Below are 17,030 nucleotides of genomic sequence, written 5' to 3' on the forward strand. Positions count from 1 at the left end.
GTATCCCAAGAAATGAATGATTTGGTTTACAAGTATGTGGAAGGTGCGTTTTTTACGCTTGATGCAAGGCAAGCGAGTTGAACTCCAAACAAAAATCAAACATCCAGAATACCCATCAGCATTGAGGAGGCTGACTTTACAATAGGCGAGAGCAGCGATTTTTCACTTCGCTTTATTTGAGGCTATTCTGCTGTTTGGAATAGGTTTGCTTTTTGTGAAGATTCAATAAGATCAAACAGTTGACCGTTATGCTCTTTTTTCATCTCCGTATAGCGTTGGTAATTGTATTGCGAGCCTTTCGGGTTATCTGCGAGTTTGTCAGCCAAACTGAGCAAGTAAAAACTGATTGGGCTTGGCGTGCTTTCTGCTGCGTAAAACAAGTAGGGGAAGGCTTGATTCGGGTGCTGGTTGATAAGCAAAGCAAGCCCCAAAGTGAGGTTGGCAATATCACAGCGTGGGTTCAGTTCGAACGCCTGCTTAGCTGAGTGAAGCGCCTGTTCGCGATCTTCTTGTTTGTGCTCGCGTAAGTAAGCTAAAGATTCAGAGTAAGACAACAAAGCGCTGACCAAATAGCTGTCTCGCCCTTGTTGTTGAATCGCATTAAGCTGCTGAGCAATATCCGAAAAAGCAGGACCACCTTTACCTTGATAGAAAAGAGAAATCCCTTCAGAGATCACTTTCCAATCGTCATAGTTACTGATGGAAGTCACGCGATGGCTAGCCACTTCGTAATCGGAACTCATTGGTGCAATGATGGCTTTGATTTCTAAAATTACATCGCCGATAGCATCGAAGAAGTTATCTTGGTTAAACGTCTTCTCTACCTTTTGGCTCTGGTTGGGTTGATGGTTGTTTTGCACCAAGACGCTAAGCACATAATTGCTATCTACTTTCTTAATCCAGCTTTTGAGCTCAACACCGTGGTTGGCAAGAGACTGCTTACTTTGTTGGGATAGCTGAGAATAGTGATAACCAGATAGGTTTTTGGCTGAATTTAGCCCATAGAAGAGATAGTTATATACGCTTTCTGCCATTTCAAAGTTGCTTGCGGAATCAAGCGTAATATCATGAATATAAACGGGCACTACGTCGCTTTGTTGTGCTGTGATTACCGTGGTGTCATCAATGGTATCACCATTTTGCACTGCCCAAGCCGCAATAATTCCAACAGTCAGGATTGTCGCTACAGCTAAAACTAAGCGCTTGTTTTTAGGCTTAGTGGTACGAGTAAGTAAAACGGCTTCTTCAGTGATTGGAGTGGGCGTTATGCTTGGCTCAGTCACTTCGATATCAAATAAGTAACCTTGCTTAGGAATGGTTTGAATGATGCGATATGGACGCGTTTTGTCCTGAAGCTGACTGCGCAGTAGACTGATCACTTGTCTCACCAAGTTGTCGGAAACCTGCGTTCTTTGCCAGACATCGGCGGCTATTTGCTGGGTACTCAGTACTTTCCCACGGTTCTCGATAAAGTAGCTCAGCAGTTTTGCTTGCAATGGTTCTAAATGAATCTCCTCACTATCAATCATCAACTGATTTTTATCAGGATAGAAAGAAATAGGGGAGTCATGTTGCAGGATGAAGCAATGCGAGCGAGTCATAGCGATTCAATGGTTTAGAAGTAACCACACAAGACTATTGGTTTTATAAATAGGAAGCAAGTTCAGCATCAGCAAATAAAAAGCCCCGCAGTGCGAGGCTTTTTGATATCTCATCAAGGTCTTTTATTACTCGATGTTCTGGATCTGTTCGCGCATTTGCTCAATCAGAACTTTCAGTTCAACACCTGATGCGGTGATGTCTGTGCTGATAGATTTTGACGCTAGTGTGTTCGATTCACGGTTGAACTCTTGCATCATGAAGTCCAGACGACGACCGACTGCGCCACCTTTTTTCAAGATGTTTGTGGTTTCTTTCACGTGAGAGTCAAGACGGTCTAGCTCTTCTGCTACGTCTGATTTTTGTGCCAGAAGGATAAGTTCTTGTTCAACGCGAGATGGGTCTAGCTCTACTTTTGCATCTTCAAACTTCGAGAACAGACGCTCACGTTGCCACTCAAGAATTTCTGGCATGCGTGCACGAACTTTTACAACTTCTGCAGTGATCGCTTCTAGGCGTTGCTCGATAAGCGCTTTCATATTGTCGCCTTCACGACCACGCGCGTCGATGAACTCGTTGATTGCTTCGTCAAAAGCAGCAAGCAGTTCTTTGTTTACTTCATCCATGTTTTGCTCTGGTGTTTCCATCACACCTGGCCATTGCATTACTTGGAATGGGTTAATGCGGCTTAGCTCGCCAGTCATGTGCATCACTTGCTCAGCGGCTTTGATCACTTGGTTTGCCAGTGCTTCATTGATGCTTAGTTCAGCTTTTGCTGCTGGGTTAGCTTCAAAACGCAGGCTACATTCTACTTTGCCGCGTGCTAGGCGCTTACGAAAACGCTCACGCAGTACTGGCTCAAGAGCACGGAACTGCTCTGGCATACGGAAATAAGTTTCTAGGTAGCGTTGGTTTACACTGCGGATTTCCCACACTGCGCTACCCCAATCGCCTTTCACTTCTTTACGCGCGTACGCTGTCATACTGTAAATCATTGAATTTTCCTGTCTTCTAATTTGCTGAAAATTACCCCGCAATAGTAGCACAGCCAAATGGCAGTGGCTTTGCTATTCTGAGTCGAGATTGTCCAGATAGCTTTATTTAATCGATTCCGTTATAATCTGCGCCCAACCAAATCGTCTTCTCCTCATTACTTAAGGTAGATGCCCATGCGTCCAAACGATCGCAAGGCGGACCAAGTTCGCCCAATCAAAATTACTCGTAACTACACAGCTTACGCTGAAGGCTCAGTGTTAGTTGAATTTGGTAACACCAAAGTGTTGTGTAATGCGACCGTTGAAGAATCTGTGCCTCGTTGGCTAAAAGGTCAAGGTAAAGGCTGGGTAACGGCTGAATACGGCATGCTACCTCGTGCAACTCACTCGCGTACTCGTCGTGAAGCGGCAAACGGTAAGCAAGGTGGTCGTACAATGGAAATCCAACGCTTGATCGCACGTAGCCTACGCGCAGTGGTTGATCTACAAGCGATGGGTGAGTTCATGATCACGGTTGACTGTGATGTTATCCAAGCAGACGGCGGTACTCGCACTGCATCTATCAGCGGCGCAAGCGTTGCAATGGCAGACGCGTTCCAACACCTAGTGGATAGCGGCAAGCTGAAAGCAAACCCAATGAAAGGTCACGTAGCGGCAGTTTCAGTTGGTTTGCTAGGCGATGATGTTCTGTGTGACCTTGAGTACGTTGAAGATTCAGCGGCAGACACAGACATGAACGTTGTGATGACAGAAGAAGGCAAGATGATTGAAATTCAGGGCACCGCAGAAGGTGAACCGTTCAGTCATGAGCAACTGATGGCTCTGTTAGAGTCGGCGAAAGTCGGCATTACGGAAATTGTCGCAGCGCAGAAGGCGGCGTTAGCCAATTGATTTAGATAGCTCCCATTATGGGGGCTATTTTTTTATCTCCGTCGTATATGAATCTACAGCGTTGTTCGCTTCATTTTTCTACCCTAATCACATAGAAAACTATGCTCATAGGGATAGAAAAACTTGCTGCCTAGCTGTAAATCCATCTACTTAGGAGATAACGCATTAGTGTTTATTAACTGCTTGGGAATATGGATACCAAGCCTGCATTTAGAGAGAAAATAATGAAAGCATACCAGCGTGAATTTATTGAGTTTGCACTTGAGAAAGAAGTTCTTAAGTTTGGTGAGTTTACTTTGAAATCTGGCCGTAAAAGCCCGTACTTCTTTAACGCTGGTCTTTTCAATACTGGTCGTGACCTAGCGCGTCTTGGTCGTTTTTATGCCGCAGCGCTTGCGGATTCAGGCATTGAGTTTGATGTGCTGTTTGGTCCAGCGTACAAAGGTATTCCAATCGCCACGACAACAGCAGTAGCGCTAGCGGATCACCACGATATCGACACGCCTTACTGCTTCAACCGTAAAGAGGCGAAAGACCACGGCGAAGGCGGTAACCTTGTAGGCTCTGCGCTTGAAGGTCGTATTATGCTAGTGGATGACGTAATCACAGCAGGTACTGCGATTCGTGAATCGATGGAAATCATTCAAGCAAATGGCGCTGACCTTGCTGGTGTGTTGGTTGCGATTGACCGCCAAGAAAAAGGCAAAGGTGAGCTGTCTGCGATTCAAGAAGTGGAGCGTGACTTTGGTTGTGCAATCATCTCAATCGTTAGCCTGACTGACCTTGTGACTTTCCTTGAAGAGAAAGGTACAGACAAAGAGCATCTAGAAGCAGTCAAAGCGTACCGCGCAGAATACGGCATTTAATTCTGAATTTGGAAAGCGAGATTTCCTATCGCGTTTGCTCCTCACTGTAGGAAATGACGTTAATGAGATTGTTCATTGTTCATCGTCATTTTCAAGAGGAAGAACGATGAATTGGGAGTCTGGTTTGACCTGAAAGAAAAAGGGGCTGGTGGTTATCCATCAGCCCCTTTTTAATCTGTCGACGTTGCCTATTTGTAGCGAATGCCCTTCGGCGTGCTTTCGTCAGGCATTGTTTTATAGCGTTTGTGTAGCCACATCCATTGCTCTGGTGCGCGCAGAATCACTTCTTCTACAAAGGTGTTCATATAAGCCGCTGCTGCGACTTCATCCTTTTTCGGATAGTCGGCTTCAATGCACTTATCAGCAATGATTTCATACTTGCCATCTTTATTGCGGAAACCAGAACCCGGAATAATCGAGCACTTAGATGTGTAAGCCAAAATACTAGTGCCAGTTGTTGTGCATGCATCTTCGACCGCAAAGAACGGCACAAATACAGATTTGTTGCGACCGTAATCGTGGTCCGGCAGGTAGAACAAGCGCTCACCGCTGCGTAGAACGCGAATCATCTGTTTAACGTCTTTACGGTCAATCAGTTTGTTGCCGTTATGTGTGCGCCCCCAATACTGGATGAAGTTGTACGCAGGGTTGTCATGTGGACGGAACGCACCGTACCCAGCCACGCCAAGAACCGCAAAAGCGCGTGCTGTGATCTCAAGGTTAAGAGCATGAACACAGCACAGTAGGACACCTTTGCCTTCTGCGGCTTTCTCACGAAGTGCGACTAGGTCTTTCTCAATGATCAGCGTTTTGAAACGCCACGTTGGCCAAAACCAAGTGATGCCCGTTTCAATTAACGCCATACCGGTGTTTTTGAAGTTCTCTTCAACAATATGTTGAATCTCTTCTGCTGGCTTATCTGGAAATGCCAACTCTAGGTTACGCGTTGCAACATGCACACGCTTTTTACCATAGCGCATGCCGATGTGGCCAAGCGTACGACCTAACGATAGTAGCATGCGGTATGGAAGAATATTAACTACGATAGCCAAAAAGCCAAAGCCGAGCCAAACGCCCCAGTTGCGAGGGTGGAGAAGGGAAAGAGAAAACTCCGGCTTAGTGAATTTGTCTTTACTCATAATCTCTACTTAATTTGTGCGCTAAGAAGTGCCCAGTACTCGTCAAAGTTTGCCGTTGGTTGGTATTTGAAGTCACTGCGAACAAAGCGGTTCAAGCTACCTTCAACTTGCCCTAGGATCTGAGCGGCTAAAATGCGCTCTTCAACGGGGAAAGATTTACCTTCACGGATCTTACGTTCACGCAGGATTTGACGAAGTTGCGTTTCGATGCGCTCAAACAACTGGTTGATGCGATCGCGTAGGCGCTCATTTTCAAACATTAGAGCATGACCAGAAAGAATGCGTGTCAAACCTGGGTTACGTTCTGAGAATGCCAAGATAAGATGCATAACCAAGCGAATGCGTTCTAGCGTGTCTTTCTCATCATCCAAAATACGGTTGATACGTGTCATGAGTGCTTCTTCAATGAACTCAATCAAGCCTTCAAACATGCGAGCTTTACTTGGGAAGTGACGGTAAAGTGCCGCTTCTGAAACACCGACTTGCTTAGCCAATTTTGCCGTAGTAATGCGTGAAGCGCCTTCTGTAGATTCAAGCATCTGTGCGAGAGCTTGCAAGATTTCTTCACGACGATTGGATTTTTTACTGCCGGCCATTAGTTACTTCCTTTCAAAATACAAAGTTGAGCGGAGGGGATTATAAGACGCTATTTGGCATCAAACTAGACTAGCGAGGGTGTAATGGGAGCTTTAACACCCTCAGTTGTCATGTTTGTACCAAATTTGTGCCAGTTTTCGATGAAAACGAAAGGGTTATTGCATTAAATCATGCATCTTTTCTAAGATTTTGAAGCTCAATGCTTCTTTTGATTCCAATGCTAACGCCAGTTCGCCTTGCGACCAGAACAGGGTGATGGCGTTGTCGTTACTGTTAAAGCCTTGACCTTCAACTGATACATCGTTCGCACAAATCATGTCGAGGTTCTTCTTCACCAGTTTGCCACGAGCGTAGGTAGCGACATCGTTGGTTTCGGCTGCGAAGCCAACCGTGAATGGACGTTGCTCAGTCATATTGGCAACGGTCGCTACGATATCAGGGTTTTTCACCATATTGATGGTCATCTGGTCGTTGTTTTCAGTCTTTTTTAACTTTTGAGACGCTACATTTTCTGGGCGGTAATCCGCCACTGCCGCACAGCTAATGAAAGCATCGTGGTTAGGCGCGTGAGTTGTCACAGCAGCATGCATCTCTTGAGCACTCGCAACGTTGATACGCTCAACACCTGCTGGCGTATTCAAGCTTACAGGTCCGCTGATAAGCGTTACTTTGGCTCCCAACTGTGCTGCGGCATTCGCTAATGCAAAGCCCATTTTTCCTGAGCTGTGGTTAGAGATGTATCGTACTGGGTCAATCGCTTCACGAGTTGGACCCGCGGTGATCAGTACTGATTTTCCTGCTAACAGTTTTGGTTGGAAGAACTGTTCACACAAACCGACAAGTTGCATTGGCTCTAGCATACGACCAGGACCAATGTCACCACATGCTTGTTCACCTGCCGCAGGTCCCCAGATATGCATACCACGGCGTGCCAGTGTTGCGATATTTTCTTGGGTTGCGACGTTACGGTACATCTGCTGATTCATTGCTGGTGAAACAGCGATAGGAGAATCTGTCGCAAGTACTAACGTAGTGAGCAAATCATTGCCCATGCCTGCCGACATACGTGCAATCAAATCTGCAGTTGCAGGTGCAAGAAGAACCAAATCTGCCCATTTTGCCAGTTCAATGTGACCCATTGATGCTTCTGCCGCAGGGTCTAACAAGCTGTCCGACACCGGACGCCCAGAGACTGCCTGCATGGTTAAGGGAGTAATGAACTCCTTCGCCGCTTTGGTCATCACTACTTGAACTTGTGCGCCTCTTTCTATTAGGCGACGGGTTAGCTCCGCACATTTATACGCGGCAATACCGCCACTGATGCCGAGTAGAATTTTCTTTCCTGCTAGTGTTTGCATGTGAGATCTCCAATTTTTCTGGCGACGAGTTTAGCACAACTGAATCTCTCACCGCCCACGCAAATCTGATCAGAAGCTAATCCATATCAAACTACCGAATATTAATTGCTGAGCCTTATATAAAACTTTTGCTTACTTCACAGACAATCTCTGTTTGCTCTGCAAGATAGAAAGGGAAAAATAACAATAATGAGGTAGTGGAATAAGATGGTGTTGAAAAGTCGAAGTAAATTGCTGCTGGTGACTCTGATCCCTTTGTTGTTGATCACCACATTGATCTCGGTGGTGTATTACATCAATGGTAGTAATAGCTTAGAAGCGGAATTAGCTCGAGATAGACAAGAGCTGATTGATACACGTAAAAAAGAGCTGCAAGCCTACATGATGATGGGTGTTACAGCGATAAAGCCGCTTTACGATACGGACGTAAACGGCAATAACAAAGAAGCGGCAAAAGAAATTCTCAAAGCGATGCGTTTTGAAAGCGACGGTTATTTCTTTGCTTATGATTCGAAAGGGGTCAACACGCTGCATGCGATTAAGCCATCCCTAGAAGGTAAAAACCTTATCGGCTTGAAAGATGAAAATGGCGTAGCAGTGATTGGCGGACTGATTGATGCATCTAAGAACGGAGATGGTTTCCTTTATTTCTCTTGGCATAAACCAACTATTGATGCGCAAGCTCCAAAATTAGGTTATGCCGAGTACTTGTCTAAGTGGGACTGGGTGCTTGGTACGGGCATCTATATTGATGATATTGATCAGCAAGTGGCAATGCAGCGTGAACTGCGTACACAAGAGTTGAATGAACATACGATCTCAGCGGTAACAATCTCGGTTATCGGGCTTATTATTACTAGCGTACTTACCAGCATCATCGTCTCCAAAGGAATTCTTCCGTTGCAACACATTGCCGCTTCTTTACAAGACGTGGCTGCCGGTGGCGGCGACTTGACGGCTCGTCTGAAAATTGAAAGTAAAGATGAAGTCGGTGAGGTGGCATCGGCATTTAATGAGTTTATGGATAAGCTTCATCCGCTAATGCAGGACATTCAGCGCTCTGCCAATACAGTACAAAGCGTCTCTGGACAATTGGATCAGCAAACGTCTCAAGCCAGTGCTCAAATGCAAAACCACTGCCTCGAAACTGATAAGGTGGTAACAGCAGTAACACAAATGAGCATGACGGCAAAAGAGGTCGCAAGTAATACCAATGCTACTGCTCAGGCGATTGACGATGCGAACGAACAAGTGACCGAGGCGCAGCGCGAAGTCGATCAAGCGATTGATGGCATTAGCAAGCTGGTCGATGAAGTGAACAGTACTTCTGATGCGATTGCAGAACTGAGCCAACAAACTGAGCAGATTACTAAGGTGCTCGATGTTATTGGTGAAATTGCCGAGCAGACCAACTTACTCGCATTGAATGCTGCGATTGAAGCTGCACGTGCTGGCGAGCAAGGTCGAGGTTTTGCTGTGGTGGCTGATGAGGTTCGCTCGTTAGCTAGTCGAACGCAAAACAGCACCCATGAAATTGGCGATATGCTCAAGCAACTACAAACTGGTGTTTCGAGAGCGGTGACCACTATGTCGGCTAGCCAAGAGCGCGGCGCGAAGACCGTTGAAGAGTCATCAATGATTCAGCAATCGCTGTCCGGCGTGCACCATTCTATCGGAACAATTCGAGATATGGGCATTCAAACCGCTTCTGCGGCTGAAGAGCAAAGTGCTGTTGCTGAAGACATCAACCAGAATCTAGTGGCGATTCAGCAAATCGTGAATCGTATTAATGACACACTTCAGCATGCGGAAGGCATCAGTACTCAGTTGTCACAGTCAGGATCTGAAATTCACGATCTGGTTGGAAATTTCAAGCTTTGATGGATCGCTTGATTACATAGAAAAGCAGTAACTAACGAAAAAAGCGAAAGTCAGGTTCGACTTTCGCTTTTTATTTTGTGCAATAGGCGCTCACTCATCAATCGAGCCGACTAATGACACTGAAAACCTTGCCTAATGAGTCCATGCCAAGAGAGAAGTTGCTGCAACGCGGTCCGCAAGCGCTATCGGATGCGGAGTTACTTGCAATTTTCCTACGTACAGGCACGCAAGGCATGAACGTAATAGAGCTTTCTGACTTTCTTATTCAAGACTTTGGATCACTGCGCCAGTTGTTTTCGGCTTCAGAGAAAGAGTTTTGCCAGCATAAAGGGTTAGGGCAAGCCAAGTATGTGCAGTTGCAAGCTGTTTTGGAAATGACGCAACGCTATTTAGCTGAGACATTAAAGCGTGGTGATGCGTTAACCAGTCCAGAACAAACCAAACTTTACCTTTCCTCTATATTAAGAGACCGTCAAAGAGAGGCTTTTTACATTCTTTTCTTAGATAACCAGCATCGAGTGATAAAAGATGAGATTTTATTTGAAGGCACACTCGATGCGGCGTCAGTTTATCCAAGAGAAGTGGTCAAACGCGCCTTGCACCATAATGCCGCTGCGTTAATTCTGGCACACAACCATCCATCTGGTGTAGCGGAGCCGAGCCAAGCAGACAGAAGGATTACGCGGCGTTTAGTTGATGCATTAGCACTGGTGGATATTCGGATTTTGGACCATTTCGTTATCGGAGATGGGGAAAGCGTCTCTTTTGCCGAAAGAGGTTGGATATAACTGTGCGTTTTTTAGGTTGTTAGTTGCTAAAAATCTGCTATCATCCTCGCCACTAAATTTTTAACTGAATTCAGCTTGGACTGCTAGAAAAAACCTGCTGTCTAAAAAAAGATCACGAAAACCTGTAAAAAGGATCTGTTCGGGTCTTGAGCAATGCATATCAAGTTAGTATAATGCGCGACCTTTGATAGCCTTGTATGGATTTTCCATAGCGGTTCTTAACCTCTAACTTCTTTCCAAGAAATAGAGAGGTTCGGCCACCAAGGTTGATATCGAGCTGAAACGATTTTGGAGAAGACATTCATGTCACGAGTATGCCAAGTAACTGGTAAGCGTCCAGTAACGGGTAACAACCGTTCACACGCACGAAATGCTACTAAGCGTCGTTTTCTGCCGAACCTACAAACTCATCGTTTCTGGGTAGAGAGCGAAAAACGTTTTGTTAAACTACGCCTATCTGCAAAAGGTATGCGTATCATCGACAAGAAGGGTATTGATACTGTTCTTGCTGATATGCGTGCACGTGGCGAAAACGTTTAAGAGGAAATAGGCAATGGCAAAGAAAGGCGTTCGTGAGAAAATCCGTCTAGTATCTTCAGCAGGTACAGGCCACTTCTACACAACTGATAAGAACAAGCGTAACATGCCAGGCAAATTTGAGATCAAGAAATTTGATCCAGTTGTACGCCAGCACGTTATGTACAAAGAAGCGAAAATCAAATAATTGATTTTGTCTCTTTGACGATTTAAAAAACCCAGCTCTCGAGCTGGGTTTTTTATTATTTGCTGTAGTTATAGGAGTAAAGTAAGTATGCATTTAGGGTTACAAGCCTTGAAGTTTGTTGCATTAATTATCTTAGCTGTGATGTTTAGTGCCGCACTGGGTTATGAAATAAAAGCGGACTGTCTTATCTTAATGTCGATTACGATTGCTTTTCTTAAAGCTCATCGTATTGGTCACTGGGTATATGCCTTGTTAGCTGTGACTGCGACTTTCTATATTCCTGTTTCTTGGAATTATGGTCATCCTAATTTGACCATCATTTCTTCACTGATTGAGACCAACCCTTCAGAAGCGCTTGAGTTCTTTAATGACTTGGAGCTCAAAACGTTGGCAGTCGCGGCACTTTTTGCTGCAGCGTCCTTTTATCTGTTCAAATGGGTACCACAACTTAAAGGTCGTAAAACATCAGTGTTCTGTCTGATCTTGTTTTCGTTCTTACTCTTAGATAAGCCTATTCGCACCATTAAAGACCGTAATGTTAATAGCGACTACACGCATGCATTGCTCTCTTACATGCGTTACCCACCAGTTCGATTTATCTTTGATTGGTTTGATTCGTACAACATGTACCATCAATACAATGCAGAGATCATGGCTCAACGTGAAATCCCAGCCTCTTGGCAAATTACTAAAACACCGAGCGAGGCTAAGAACACCATTTTTGTGATTGGTGAAAGCGTACGAAAAGACTACATGAATGCGTATGGTCTGCCGATGGAAAACACGCCGTTTATGTCGACGGCTAAAGGGCAGCTTTGGACAAACTTTTTGTCCCCAGGTCCGAACACGTTCACTTCGGTAATGCGCTACGTCACCATGAATGATGGTCTTGATATTGAGCTGAATAACAACATCAACACCTTAGCGCAAATGGCTGGTGTGGAAACCTATTGGATTTCTAACCAGGGTCGAATGGGAGAATTCGATACCGGGATCAGTTCAATTGCTAACTATGCTGAGCATGTTTCCTTTACACGCAGCGGTAGCTTTAGAGACTCGAACGTTTATGACAGCACACTGCTGCCAAGCATTCAAAAAGCGCTGTCGAGTGACGATAAATCAAAATTGATTGTGATCCACTTAATTGGCTCACACCCAGGTTTCTGTGATCGTGTGGAAGGTGATGTTGAGTTTGACTTCAATGGCAGCAAGATCTCTTGTTACATTGAGTCGATAAAGCAAACAGACACAATGCTAGAGAAAATTAACCAACTTGCTGGGAAGCAGTCGCTGCCATACAACTTGATTTATGTTTCCGATCACGGACTTGGGCATCGCAATAGTGGTGAAAACTTGCGTCATGATCCATCGGTAAAACAATCTTACGAAGTGCCTTTGTTTGTCATTGGTTCGGACTTCAATGAACGAAAAGTAGTTGATTATCCACGTAATGGCTTCACAATGATCAAAGCAATCTCTGAATTGATGGGTGTCTCCAGTCAGAGGTTGGATGCGTTACCTTCTTTCTTCTCTTCACATGCGGATGTGCCGGAAGTGAATAATGGAGAAGGTAAATTGGTTCCGCTAAGTACGTTAAAAGATGATCCGATTCAATCATAGTTTAATGTAGATTCTCTAAATAGCAGCAGCTTGGTTAAGCTGCTGCTGATTTACGCGATGAGGTGAATTATGTCTAAAAAGGTGCACCGCCGCCGTCGTTGGAACAATATTCTAATCTTAGGCATCATCGTGTTCATGGTGATCCTTAATGTGCCAACTTGGATCAAAACCTACCTTATCGATGAACAAGTGGATCCGTATCCAAACTTGTTGCGCTCCGATCATGATGTCAGTGCCATTTACTATGCTGGTTGGGAATTAGACAAGCAAAATGGACAGTGGCAATCCAACATTAAAGCCAATATCCCCGTACAAGAAATAGTGACTCGCTGGCAATCACTTGAAGGCACAGAACTCAACTCTCAGCAGTATGAACAGTTAAAGCCTCGTCTTTCATCGCCGGAAAGCATCGAAGTCTGGTATCAAGGTTTGGAAGAGCCACAACGTATCACCTTTTACCGCCTTGACGATTTTTGGCTATTTAAAAATTGGCAAGACAAGTGGATCGCCATTTCTGTTGATGGCAACTACATCATGCCTAAGTAAAAGTTGCGTAATAACCTTTCGCTGAAACTGTGTTTGTCATGCTGCTTTTCTATTATGCTAAGCGCTCACTAATGTTGTTTCTGACGCTGTTAAGGAGAGTTAAATGCCTGAATTACCAGAAGTTGAAGTAAGCCGAATGGGGATCAGCCCTCATATGATTGGGCAGGCGATCAAGGCATTTGTTTTTCGTACTCCGAAGCTACGTTGGGATATTCCTCAAGAGCTTAAGCTTTTGGAAGGGCAGGTTATTCGTAATATTCGTCGTCGTGCCAAGTACTTATTGATTGATACTGACCAAGGTACAGCGATTGTTCACCTTGGCATGTCTGGATCATTGCGTGTACTCGACGCTGACTTCCCTGCGGCAAAGCACGATCATGTTGACCTTAAACTTACCAATGGCAAAGTGCTACGCTACAACGACCCGCGTCGTTTTGGTGCTTGGCTTTGGAGCGCTCCTAATGAGTCTCACACCGTATTAGATCATATGGGACCTGAGCCTTTAACCGAGGAGTTCAACGCTGAATATATGGCAGACAAAGCCAAAGGTAAGCGTGTTGCGGTTAAACAGTTCATTATGGACAATAAAGTGGTGGTTGGCGTTGGGAATATCTACGCCAATGAGTCTTTGTTTAAAACCCGCATTCACCCAACTCGCCCAGCAGGAAAACTAACTAAGAAAGAGTGGCGATTACTGGTGGAGAACATCAAAGCTACGTTAGAAATCGCGATTCAGCAAGGTGGAACTACACTTAAAGACTTCGCCCAAGCGGACGGCAAACCTGGTTACTTTGCACAAGAGTTATTAGTTTACGGAAAAGCCGGAGAGCCATGTCCAGAATGCGGTGAAGTGCTCCAAGAGCAGAAAATAGGGCAACGTAATACCTTCTTTTGCAATGTGTGTCAGCAGTAGAAATAAGATCGTCTCCGGTGTATTTCTATCAAGCAGTTGTAATCGCCGACCTTTCCTTCAATAATTCATACAGTTTTGAATAAATCAGTACATCCTATGAAAGTCATTTACCCAGGAACATTTGACCCAGTTACCAATGGTCACTTAAATCTTATCGAGCGCACCCATGAAATGTTCGATGAAGTCGTTATCGGAGTCGCAGCAAGCCCTTCAAAGAATACGATGTTCACATTGGAAGAACGCGTTGCTTTGATGGAAGAGGTAGTGGCGCATTTACCTGGTGTAACAGTGAAAGGCTTTTCTGGGTTACTGGTGGACTTTGCTCGTCAAGAGCAGGCTAAAGTATTGATTCGTGGGTTAAGAACGACGGTCGATTTTGAGTATGAGTTTGGCTTGACCAACATGTATCGCAAGTTATTGCCTGGGATTGAGAGTGTATTTTTGACCCCTGAAGAAGAGTTTGCTTTTTTATCGTCGACCATCGTACGTGAGGTTGCCATCCATGGTGGCAGTATTGAGCAATTTGTTCCTGCGGCAGTGGCTAAGGCTATCGAGAAGAAAGTAAATGAAAGACAGTAAGTTTCCTTATTATTTCTCAAACGCTCTCTCGATGCTGATCCCTCGTTTTGTCTATCGAGCGCAAGCAAAGCGTTTACTTTCGACTCTGAATGAAGTGGAGAAGCAGTACTGTCTTGAGCGAGTGAATTATTACAACAAGTGTGAACAGTTGTTTTCGGTCGATAGCCGAGAGCAGAGTTACGCTAAGATTGGTGAGTTCAAAAAAACAAAAGGTTGGACTTATTTTTTCGATACGCGCCAAGTTATACGCTATTTCCCATCTGAGTTTACGTTTAACTACATCAATGGTGATGTGACGCATATTCCTAATGTGCCGAGCTTTATTAAAAGTCGTCCTATCCATGGTGACAATCAGAATTCTATCGTTTTAAAGCTGAATCAAATTCGTCACTTTAAATTTGTGGATGACGAAATGAGCTACCGAGATAAGAAAGACATGGTGGCGTGGCGAGGCGTCGGTTTTCAGCCTCACCGTCAAACGGTAATTCATGCTTTCTACGATCATCCGCAGTGCAATATTGGTCAGACTCGACCACAAGAAGGACAGCCTTGGGAAAAAGGCTTTATGAGTATTGAGGAGCAGCTTCAATACAAGTTCTTGTTGTGTATTGAAGGCAATGATGTTGCAACCAACCTGAAGTGGGCAATGTCCTCGAACTCATTGGTTATTATGTCAAAGCCTAAGTACGAAACATGGTTTATGGAAGGTAAGCTAGAAGCTGGCATCCACTATGTTGAAGTGAAGGATGATTATTCGGATTTGCCTGAAAAGATGGACTATTACTTAGCGAATGAGCAAGAAGCATTAGCGATCATTGAGAATGCGCACCAATGGGTTGAGCAGTTTAAAGATAAACGTAAAGAGCGTTTGATCTCATTGATGGTTGCCGATAAGTACTTCACCTTATCTCAACAACAATAAAAAAGGGGCGAAACGCCCCTTTCATATTTTTATAAGCTTCTAAAGTTTTTACGCTTCTAGAAATTGGTCAACACCGTTTTCGCAACGCTTAAGTTTGTTTTTAATGGTGTTATCTAAGATCTCATCGTTTTGACCCAATGACGCACGAGAGTTTTCTACGTGATATAAGTGGTAACCCACACCGGCGAATTTTAGGTAAAGACGTGACTTGTTTGAGTTAAGCATGCGATGAACAAATTCGCTGTCTTCACGTCCCCAACCGACAAAATCTTGGTTGAAGCCATTCACCTCGATAACATCTTGTCGCCAAAACGCCATATTACAGCCGCGAGTCGCCTTATCGTTGTTGCGTTCGTATGAGAACCAGTTCGATAGCAGCGAGTTTGTGATGCAGTTCTTGCGGTTGCGGATCCCTTTGCTAAATACAGAAGGAACCAATCCGTTTTCCATAATTTCACGGCTGCACGCTTCGTCAGTCAGAACTCGACCACCTTGAACAAACCAATTTGGTTTTGCCACGCGTTTGTGGGACTCAATAAAGGTTTGTGACAATACCATGTCGCCATCGATCATGATTAGGTAATCGCCTGATGCTTTAGCGATTGCACGGTTTCGACTCATAGAAAGCTGGAAGCCATTGTCTTCATGCCAACTGTGTACCAGTGGAACCGGAAAACCTTCACGCATTTGGTCAATCATTGCTTTGGTATCTTCACGAGAACCATCATCTGCCACAATAACTTCATCAGGCAAAACGGTTTGGCGCTTTACACTTTCTAACACGGATTTTAAGGCTTCTTTCCAGTTATAAGTGGTAATAATTAAAGTCGTTTTCATTGTTTTTTCGCCTGTTCGCGTAAGTATAAGTCGATGTATTTAACGAAGGTAGAATGCATGCTTAACCACGCAAGGATGAAGCCATGCTTACCATCAAGAAAACCACGCTTAAGAATGTACATCTTCAAGAAGCTGGCTAATGCATGGATGATTGCCGTGCTGAGACCGGATTTTTTCCTGCCTTCTCGCTCGTCTGTCCAAGCTTTGAGGTAACCTGTGGTTTTGTTGATGTAATGATGGAGGTGTTCGTACGTATAGTGGTGTAATCTGCCATCCAGTTTCTTGATTGCAAAGCCTTTATCTTCGACTTTTTCATGCACTAAAGCATCATTATAGTGGGTATAACTGGTGCGGTAGAGACGAACGATCCAATCTGGTGACCATCCTGAGTGGTAGATAAACTTACCAAACGCGGCACTCAGACGATTCACTTTGTACAGTGTGTTTGGCTCGTCATTCTCAACGGCTTTTAAAATGCTTTCTTTCAGCTCTGGCGTGACTTGTTCGTCGGCATCCAACCAAAGCACATAATCTGCGGTTACGTATTGCTGAGCAAGTTGGCGCTGTTTGCCAAATCCTGGCCACTCCAAGTTGGTGTAAAACTTGTCGGTATATTGTCTGGCGATTTCTTCAGTGCGATCAGTACTGCCTGAATCAAGAAGGACAATCTCATCAGCCCAATCTTTCACTGTGTCTAGACAAGCTTGTAGGTGCTTCTCTTCATTTTTCACGATTAAGGCAACGGCTAAAGTTGGTTTAGACAAGTTGGTTTCCT

General features: G+C 44.6%; 18 protein-coding genes. 11 read left to right on the forward strand and 7 right to left on the reverse strand.

Features of this window, described 5'->3' with window-relative positions; genetic code table 11:
- Window positions 1–182 precede the first annotated feature (182 nt).
- Both ABMY42_RS15760 and ABMY42_RS15765 read right to left on the reverse strand, forming a co-directional pair.
- On the reverse strand, window positions 183–1,601 hold the full coding sequence (locus ABMY42_RS15760) for a winged helix-turn-helix domain-containing protein (RefSeq protein WP_349266530.1): 1,419 nt from the start codon (window positions 1,599–1,601) through the stop codon (window positions 183–185).
- Window positions 1,602–1,727: 126 nt separating this feature from the next.
- Window positions 1,728–2,594, reverse strand: a complete 867-nt coding sequence (locus tag ABMY42_RS15765; protein WP_009698958.1) for a YicC/YloC family endoribonuclease — start codon at window positions 2,592–2,594, stop codon at window positions 1,728–1,730.
- A gap of 174 nt (window positions 2,595–2,768) precedes the next feature.
- Here ABMY42_RS15765 and rph point away from each other — a divergent pair, with 174 nt between their 5' ends.
- On the forward strand, window positions 2,769–3,485 hold the full coding sequence (gene rph / locus ABMY42_RS15770) for a ribonuclease PH (protein WP_005430192.1): 717 nt from the start codon (window positions 2,769–2,771) through the stop codon (window positions 3,483–3,485).
- 224 nt (window positions 3,486–3,709) lie between these two features.
- Window positions 3,710–4,351, forward strand: coding sequence for an orotate phosphoribosyltransferase (gene pyrE, locus ABMY42_RS15775; protein ID WP_005379384.1), 642 nt, complete (start codon window positions 3,710–3,712; stop codon window positions 4,349–4,351).
- 188 nt (window positions 4,352–4,539) lie between these two features.
- On the opposite strand, the gene ABMY42_RS15780 is transcribed toward pyrE, so the two are convergent.
- The 3 genes from ABMY42_RS15780 to coaBC all read right to left on the reverse strand — a co-directional run bounded on the left by ABMY42_RS15780 (window position 4,540) and on the right by coaBC (window position 7,445).
- Window positions 4,540–5,490 carry a Kdo(2)-lipid IV(A) acyltransferase gene (locus tag ABMY42_RS15780; RefSeq protein WP_009701742.1) on the reverse strand — a complete coding sequence of 317 codons (951 nt, stop codon included), beginning with the start codon at window positions 5,488–5,490 and terminating at the stop codon, window positions 4,540–4,542.
- 5 nt (window positions 5,491–5,495) lie between these two features.
- Entirely contained in the window at window positions 5,496–6,086 is a 591-nt protein-coding gene (gene slmA, locus ABMY42_RS15785; RefSeq protein WP_005449362.1) for a nucleoid occlusion factor SlmA, read from the reverse strand.
- A gap of 156 nt (window positions 6,087–6,242) precedes the next feature.
- A complete protein-coding gene (gene coaBC, locus ABMY42_RS15790) occupies window positions 6,243–7,445 on the reverse strand; it encodes a bifunctional phosphopantothenoylcysteine decarboxylase/phosphopantothenate--cysteine ligase CoaBC (protein ID WP_005449360.1) in 1,203 nt (400 codons plus the stop codon).
- A 207-nt stretch (window positions 7,446–7,652) separates the two neighbouring features.
- Between coaBC and ABMY42_RS15795 the strand changes: the two genes are divergently transcribed.
- The 9 genes from ABMY42_RS15795 to ABMY42_RS15835 all read left to right on the forward strand — a co-directional run bounded on the left by ABMY42_RS15795 (window position 7,653) and on the right by ABMY42_RS15835 (window position 15,418).
- The gene (locus tag ABMY42_RS15795; RefSeq protein WP_029788917.1) at window positions 7,653–9,326 is read left to right on the forward strand and encodes a methyl-accepting chemotaxis protein; all 1,674 of its coding nucleotides are present in this window, start codon (window positions 7,653–7,655) and stop codon (window positions 9,324–9,326) included.
- Between the two features lie 113 nt (window positions 9,327–9,439).
- Window positions 9,440–10,114, forward strand: a complete 675-nt coding sequence (gene radC, locus ABMY42_RS15800; RefSeq protein WP_005449356.1) for a DNA repair protein RadC — start codon at window positions 9,440–9,442, stop codon at window positions 10,112–10,114.
- Window positions 10,115–10,417: 303 nt separating this feature from the next.
- Window positions 10,418–10,654 carry a 50S ribosomal protein L28 gene (rpmB, locus tag ABMY42_RS15805; protein ID WP_005384783.1) on the forward strand — a complete coding sequence of 79 codons (237 nt, stop codon included), beginning with the start codon at window positions 10,418–10,420 and terminating at the stop codon, window positions 10,652–10,654.
- A gap of 13 nt (window positions 10,655–10,667) precedes the next feature.
- Window positions 10,668–10,838: a 50S ribosomal protein L33 gene (rpmG, locus tag ABMY42_RS15810; protein WP_004410866.1), complete on the forward strand. Its 171-nt coding sequence runs from the start codon at window positions 10,668–10,670 to the stop codon at window positions 10,836–10,838.
- An 87-nt stretch (window positions 10,839–10,925) separates the two neighbouring features.
- Window positions 10,926–12,458, forward strand: a complete 1,533-nt coding sequence (locus ABMY42_RS15815; protein ID WP_017817195.1) for a phosphoethanolamine transferase — start codon at window positions 10,926–10,928, stop codon at window positions 12,456–12,458.
- A gap of 69 nt (window positions 12,459–12,527) precedes the next feature.
- Complete coding sequence (locus tag ABMY42_RS15820) at window positions 12,528–13,004, forward strand: hypothetical protein (RefSeq protein ID WP_349266531.1); 477 nt, start codon at window positions 12,528–12,530, stop codon at window positions 13,002–13,004.
- A 103-nt stretch (window positions 13,005–13,107) separates the two neighbouring features.
- The gene (gene mutM, locus ABMY42_RS15825) at window positions 13,108–13,917 is read left to right on the forward strand and encodes a bifunctional DNA-formamidopyrimidine glycosylase/DNA-(apurinic or apyrimidinic site) lyase (protein ID WP_349266532.1); all 810 of its coding nucleotides are present in this window, start codon (window positions 13,108–13,110) and stop codon (window positions 13,915–13,917) included.
- 96 nt (window positions 13,918–14,013) lie between these two features.
- Window positions 14,014–14,496: a pantetheine-phosphate adenylyltransferase gene (coaD, locus tag ABMY42_RS15830; RefSeq protein WP_005449352.1), complete on the forward strand. Its 483-nt coding sequence runs from the start codon at window positions 14,014–14,016 to the stop codon at window positions 14,494–14,496.
- Window positions 14,483–15,418: a glycosyl transferase family 90 gene (locus ABMY42_RS15835; protein ID WP_069686759.1), complete on the forward strand. Its 936-nt coding sequence runs from the start codon at window positions 14,483–14,485 to the stop codon at window positions 15,416–15,418. The genes coaD and ABMY42_RS15835 overlap by 14 nt, the downstream gene beginning before the upstream one ends.
- Before the next feature lie 48 nt (window positions 15,419–15,466).
- Here the strand turns inward: ABMY42_RS15835 and ABMY42_RS15840 are convergent, their stop codons facing one another.
- Window positions 15,467–16,255, reverse strand: a complete 789-nt coding sequence (locus tag ABMY42_RS15840) for a glycosyltransferase family 2 protein (protein WP_005535598.1) — start codon at window positions 16,253–16,255, stop codon at window positions 15,467–15,469.
- Window positions 16,252–17,019 (reverse strand): glycosyltransferase family 2 protein, encoded by a 768-nt coding sequence (locus ABMY42_RS15845; protein ID WP_009698950.1) that lies wholly within the window; start codon window positions 17,017–17,019, stop codon window positions 16,252–16,254. The genes ABMY42_RS15840 and ABMY42_RS15845 overlap by 4 nt, the downstream gene beginning before the upstream one ends.
- Window positions 17,020–17,030 lie beyond the last annotated feature (11 nt).

The sequence above is a fragment of the Vibrio sp. SSH13-20 genome, assembly GCF_040104475.1.
In the GTDB taxonomy this organism is placed as follows: domain Bacteria; phylum Pseudomonadota; class Gammaproteobacteria; order Enterobacterales; family Vibrionaceae; genus Vibrio; species Vibrio harveyi.

What these genes read in the sequence shown, in the direction of transcription:
- ABMY42_RS15760 (WP_349266530.1), bottom strand. Translation starts at nt 1,601, where the DNA reads ATGACTCGCTCGCATTGCTTCATCCTGCAACATGACTCCCCTATTTCT.
- ABMY42_RS15765 (WP_009698958.1), bottom strand. Translation starts at nt 2,594, where the DNA reads ATGATTTACAGTATGACAGCGTACGCGCGTAAAGAAGTGAAAGGCGAT.
- rph (WP_005430192.1), top strand. Translation starts at nt 2,769, where the DNA reads ATGCGTCCAAACGATCGCAAGGCGGACCAAGTTCGCCCAATCAAAATT.
- pyrE (WP_005379384.1), top strand. Translation starts at nt 3,710, where the DNA reads ATGAAAGCATACCAGCGTGAATTTATTGAGTTTGCACTTGAGAAAGAA.
- ABMY42_RS15780 (WP_009701742.1), bottom strand. Translation starts at nt 5,490, where the DNA reads ATGAGTAAAGACAAATTCACTAAGCCGGAGTTTTCTCTTTCCCTTCTC.
- slmA (WP_005449362.1), bottom strand. Translation starts at nt 6,086, where the DNA reads ATGGCCGGCAGTAAAAAATCCAATCGTCGTGAAGAAATCTTGCAAGCT.
- coaBC (WP_005449360.1), bottom strand. Translation starts at nt 7,445, where the DNA reads ATGCAAACACTAGCAGGAAAGAAAATTCTACTCGGCATCAGTGGCGGT.
- ABMY42_RS15795 (WP_029788917.1), top strand. Translation starts at nt 7,653, where the DNA reads ATGGTGTTGAAAAGTCGAAGTAAATTGCTGCTGGTGACTCTGATCCCT.
- radC (WP_005449356.1), top strand. Translation starts at nt 9,440, where the DNA reads ATGACACTGAAAACCTTGCCTAATGAGTCCATGCCAAGAGAGAAGTTG.
- rpmB (WP_005384783.1), top strand. Translation starts at nt 10,418, where the DNA reads ATGTCACGAGTATGCCAAGTAACTGGTAAGCGTCCAGTAACGGGTAAC.
- rpmG (WP_004410866.1), top strand. Translation starts at nt 10,668, where the DNA reads ATGGCAAAGAAAGGCGTTCGTGAGAAAATCCGTCTAGTATCTTCAGCA.
- ABMY42_RS15815 (WP_017817195.1), top strand. Translation starts at nt 10,926, where the DNA reads ATGCATTTAGGGTTACAAGCCTTGAAGTTTGTTGCATTAATTATCTTA.
- ABMY42_RS15820 (WP_349266531.1), top strand. Translation starts at nt 12,528, where the DNA reads ATGTCTAAAAAGGTGCACCGCCGCCGTCGTTGGAACAATATTCTAATC.
- mutM (WP_349266532.1), top strand. Translation starts at nt 13,108, where the DNA reads ATGCCTGAATTACCAGAAGTTGAAGTAAGCCGAATGGGGATCAGCCCT.
- coaD (WP_005449352.1), top strand. Translation starts at nt 14,014, where the DNA reads ATGAAAGTCATTTACCCAGGAACATTTGACCCAGTTACCAATGGTCAC.
- ABMY42_RS15835 (WP_069686759.1), top strand. Translation starts at nt 14,483, where the DNA reads ATGAAAGACAGTAAGTTTCCTTATTATTTCTCAAACGCTCTCTCGATG.
- ABMY42_RS15840 (WP_005535598.1), bottom strand. Translation starts at nt 16,255, where the DNA reads ATGAAAACGACTTTAATTATTACCACTTATAACTGGAAAGAAGCCTTA.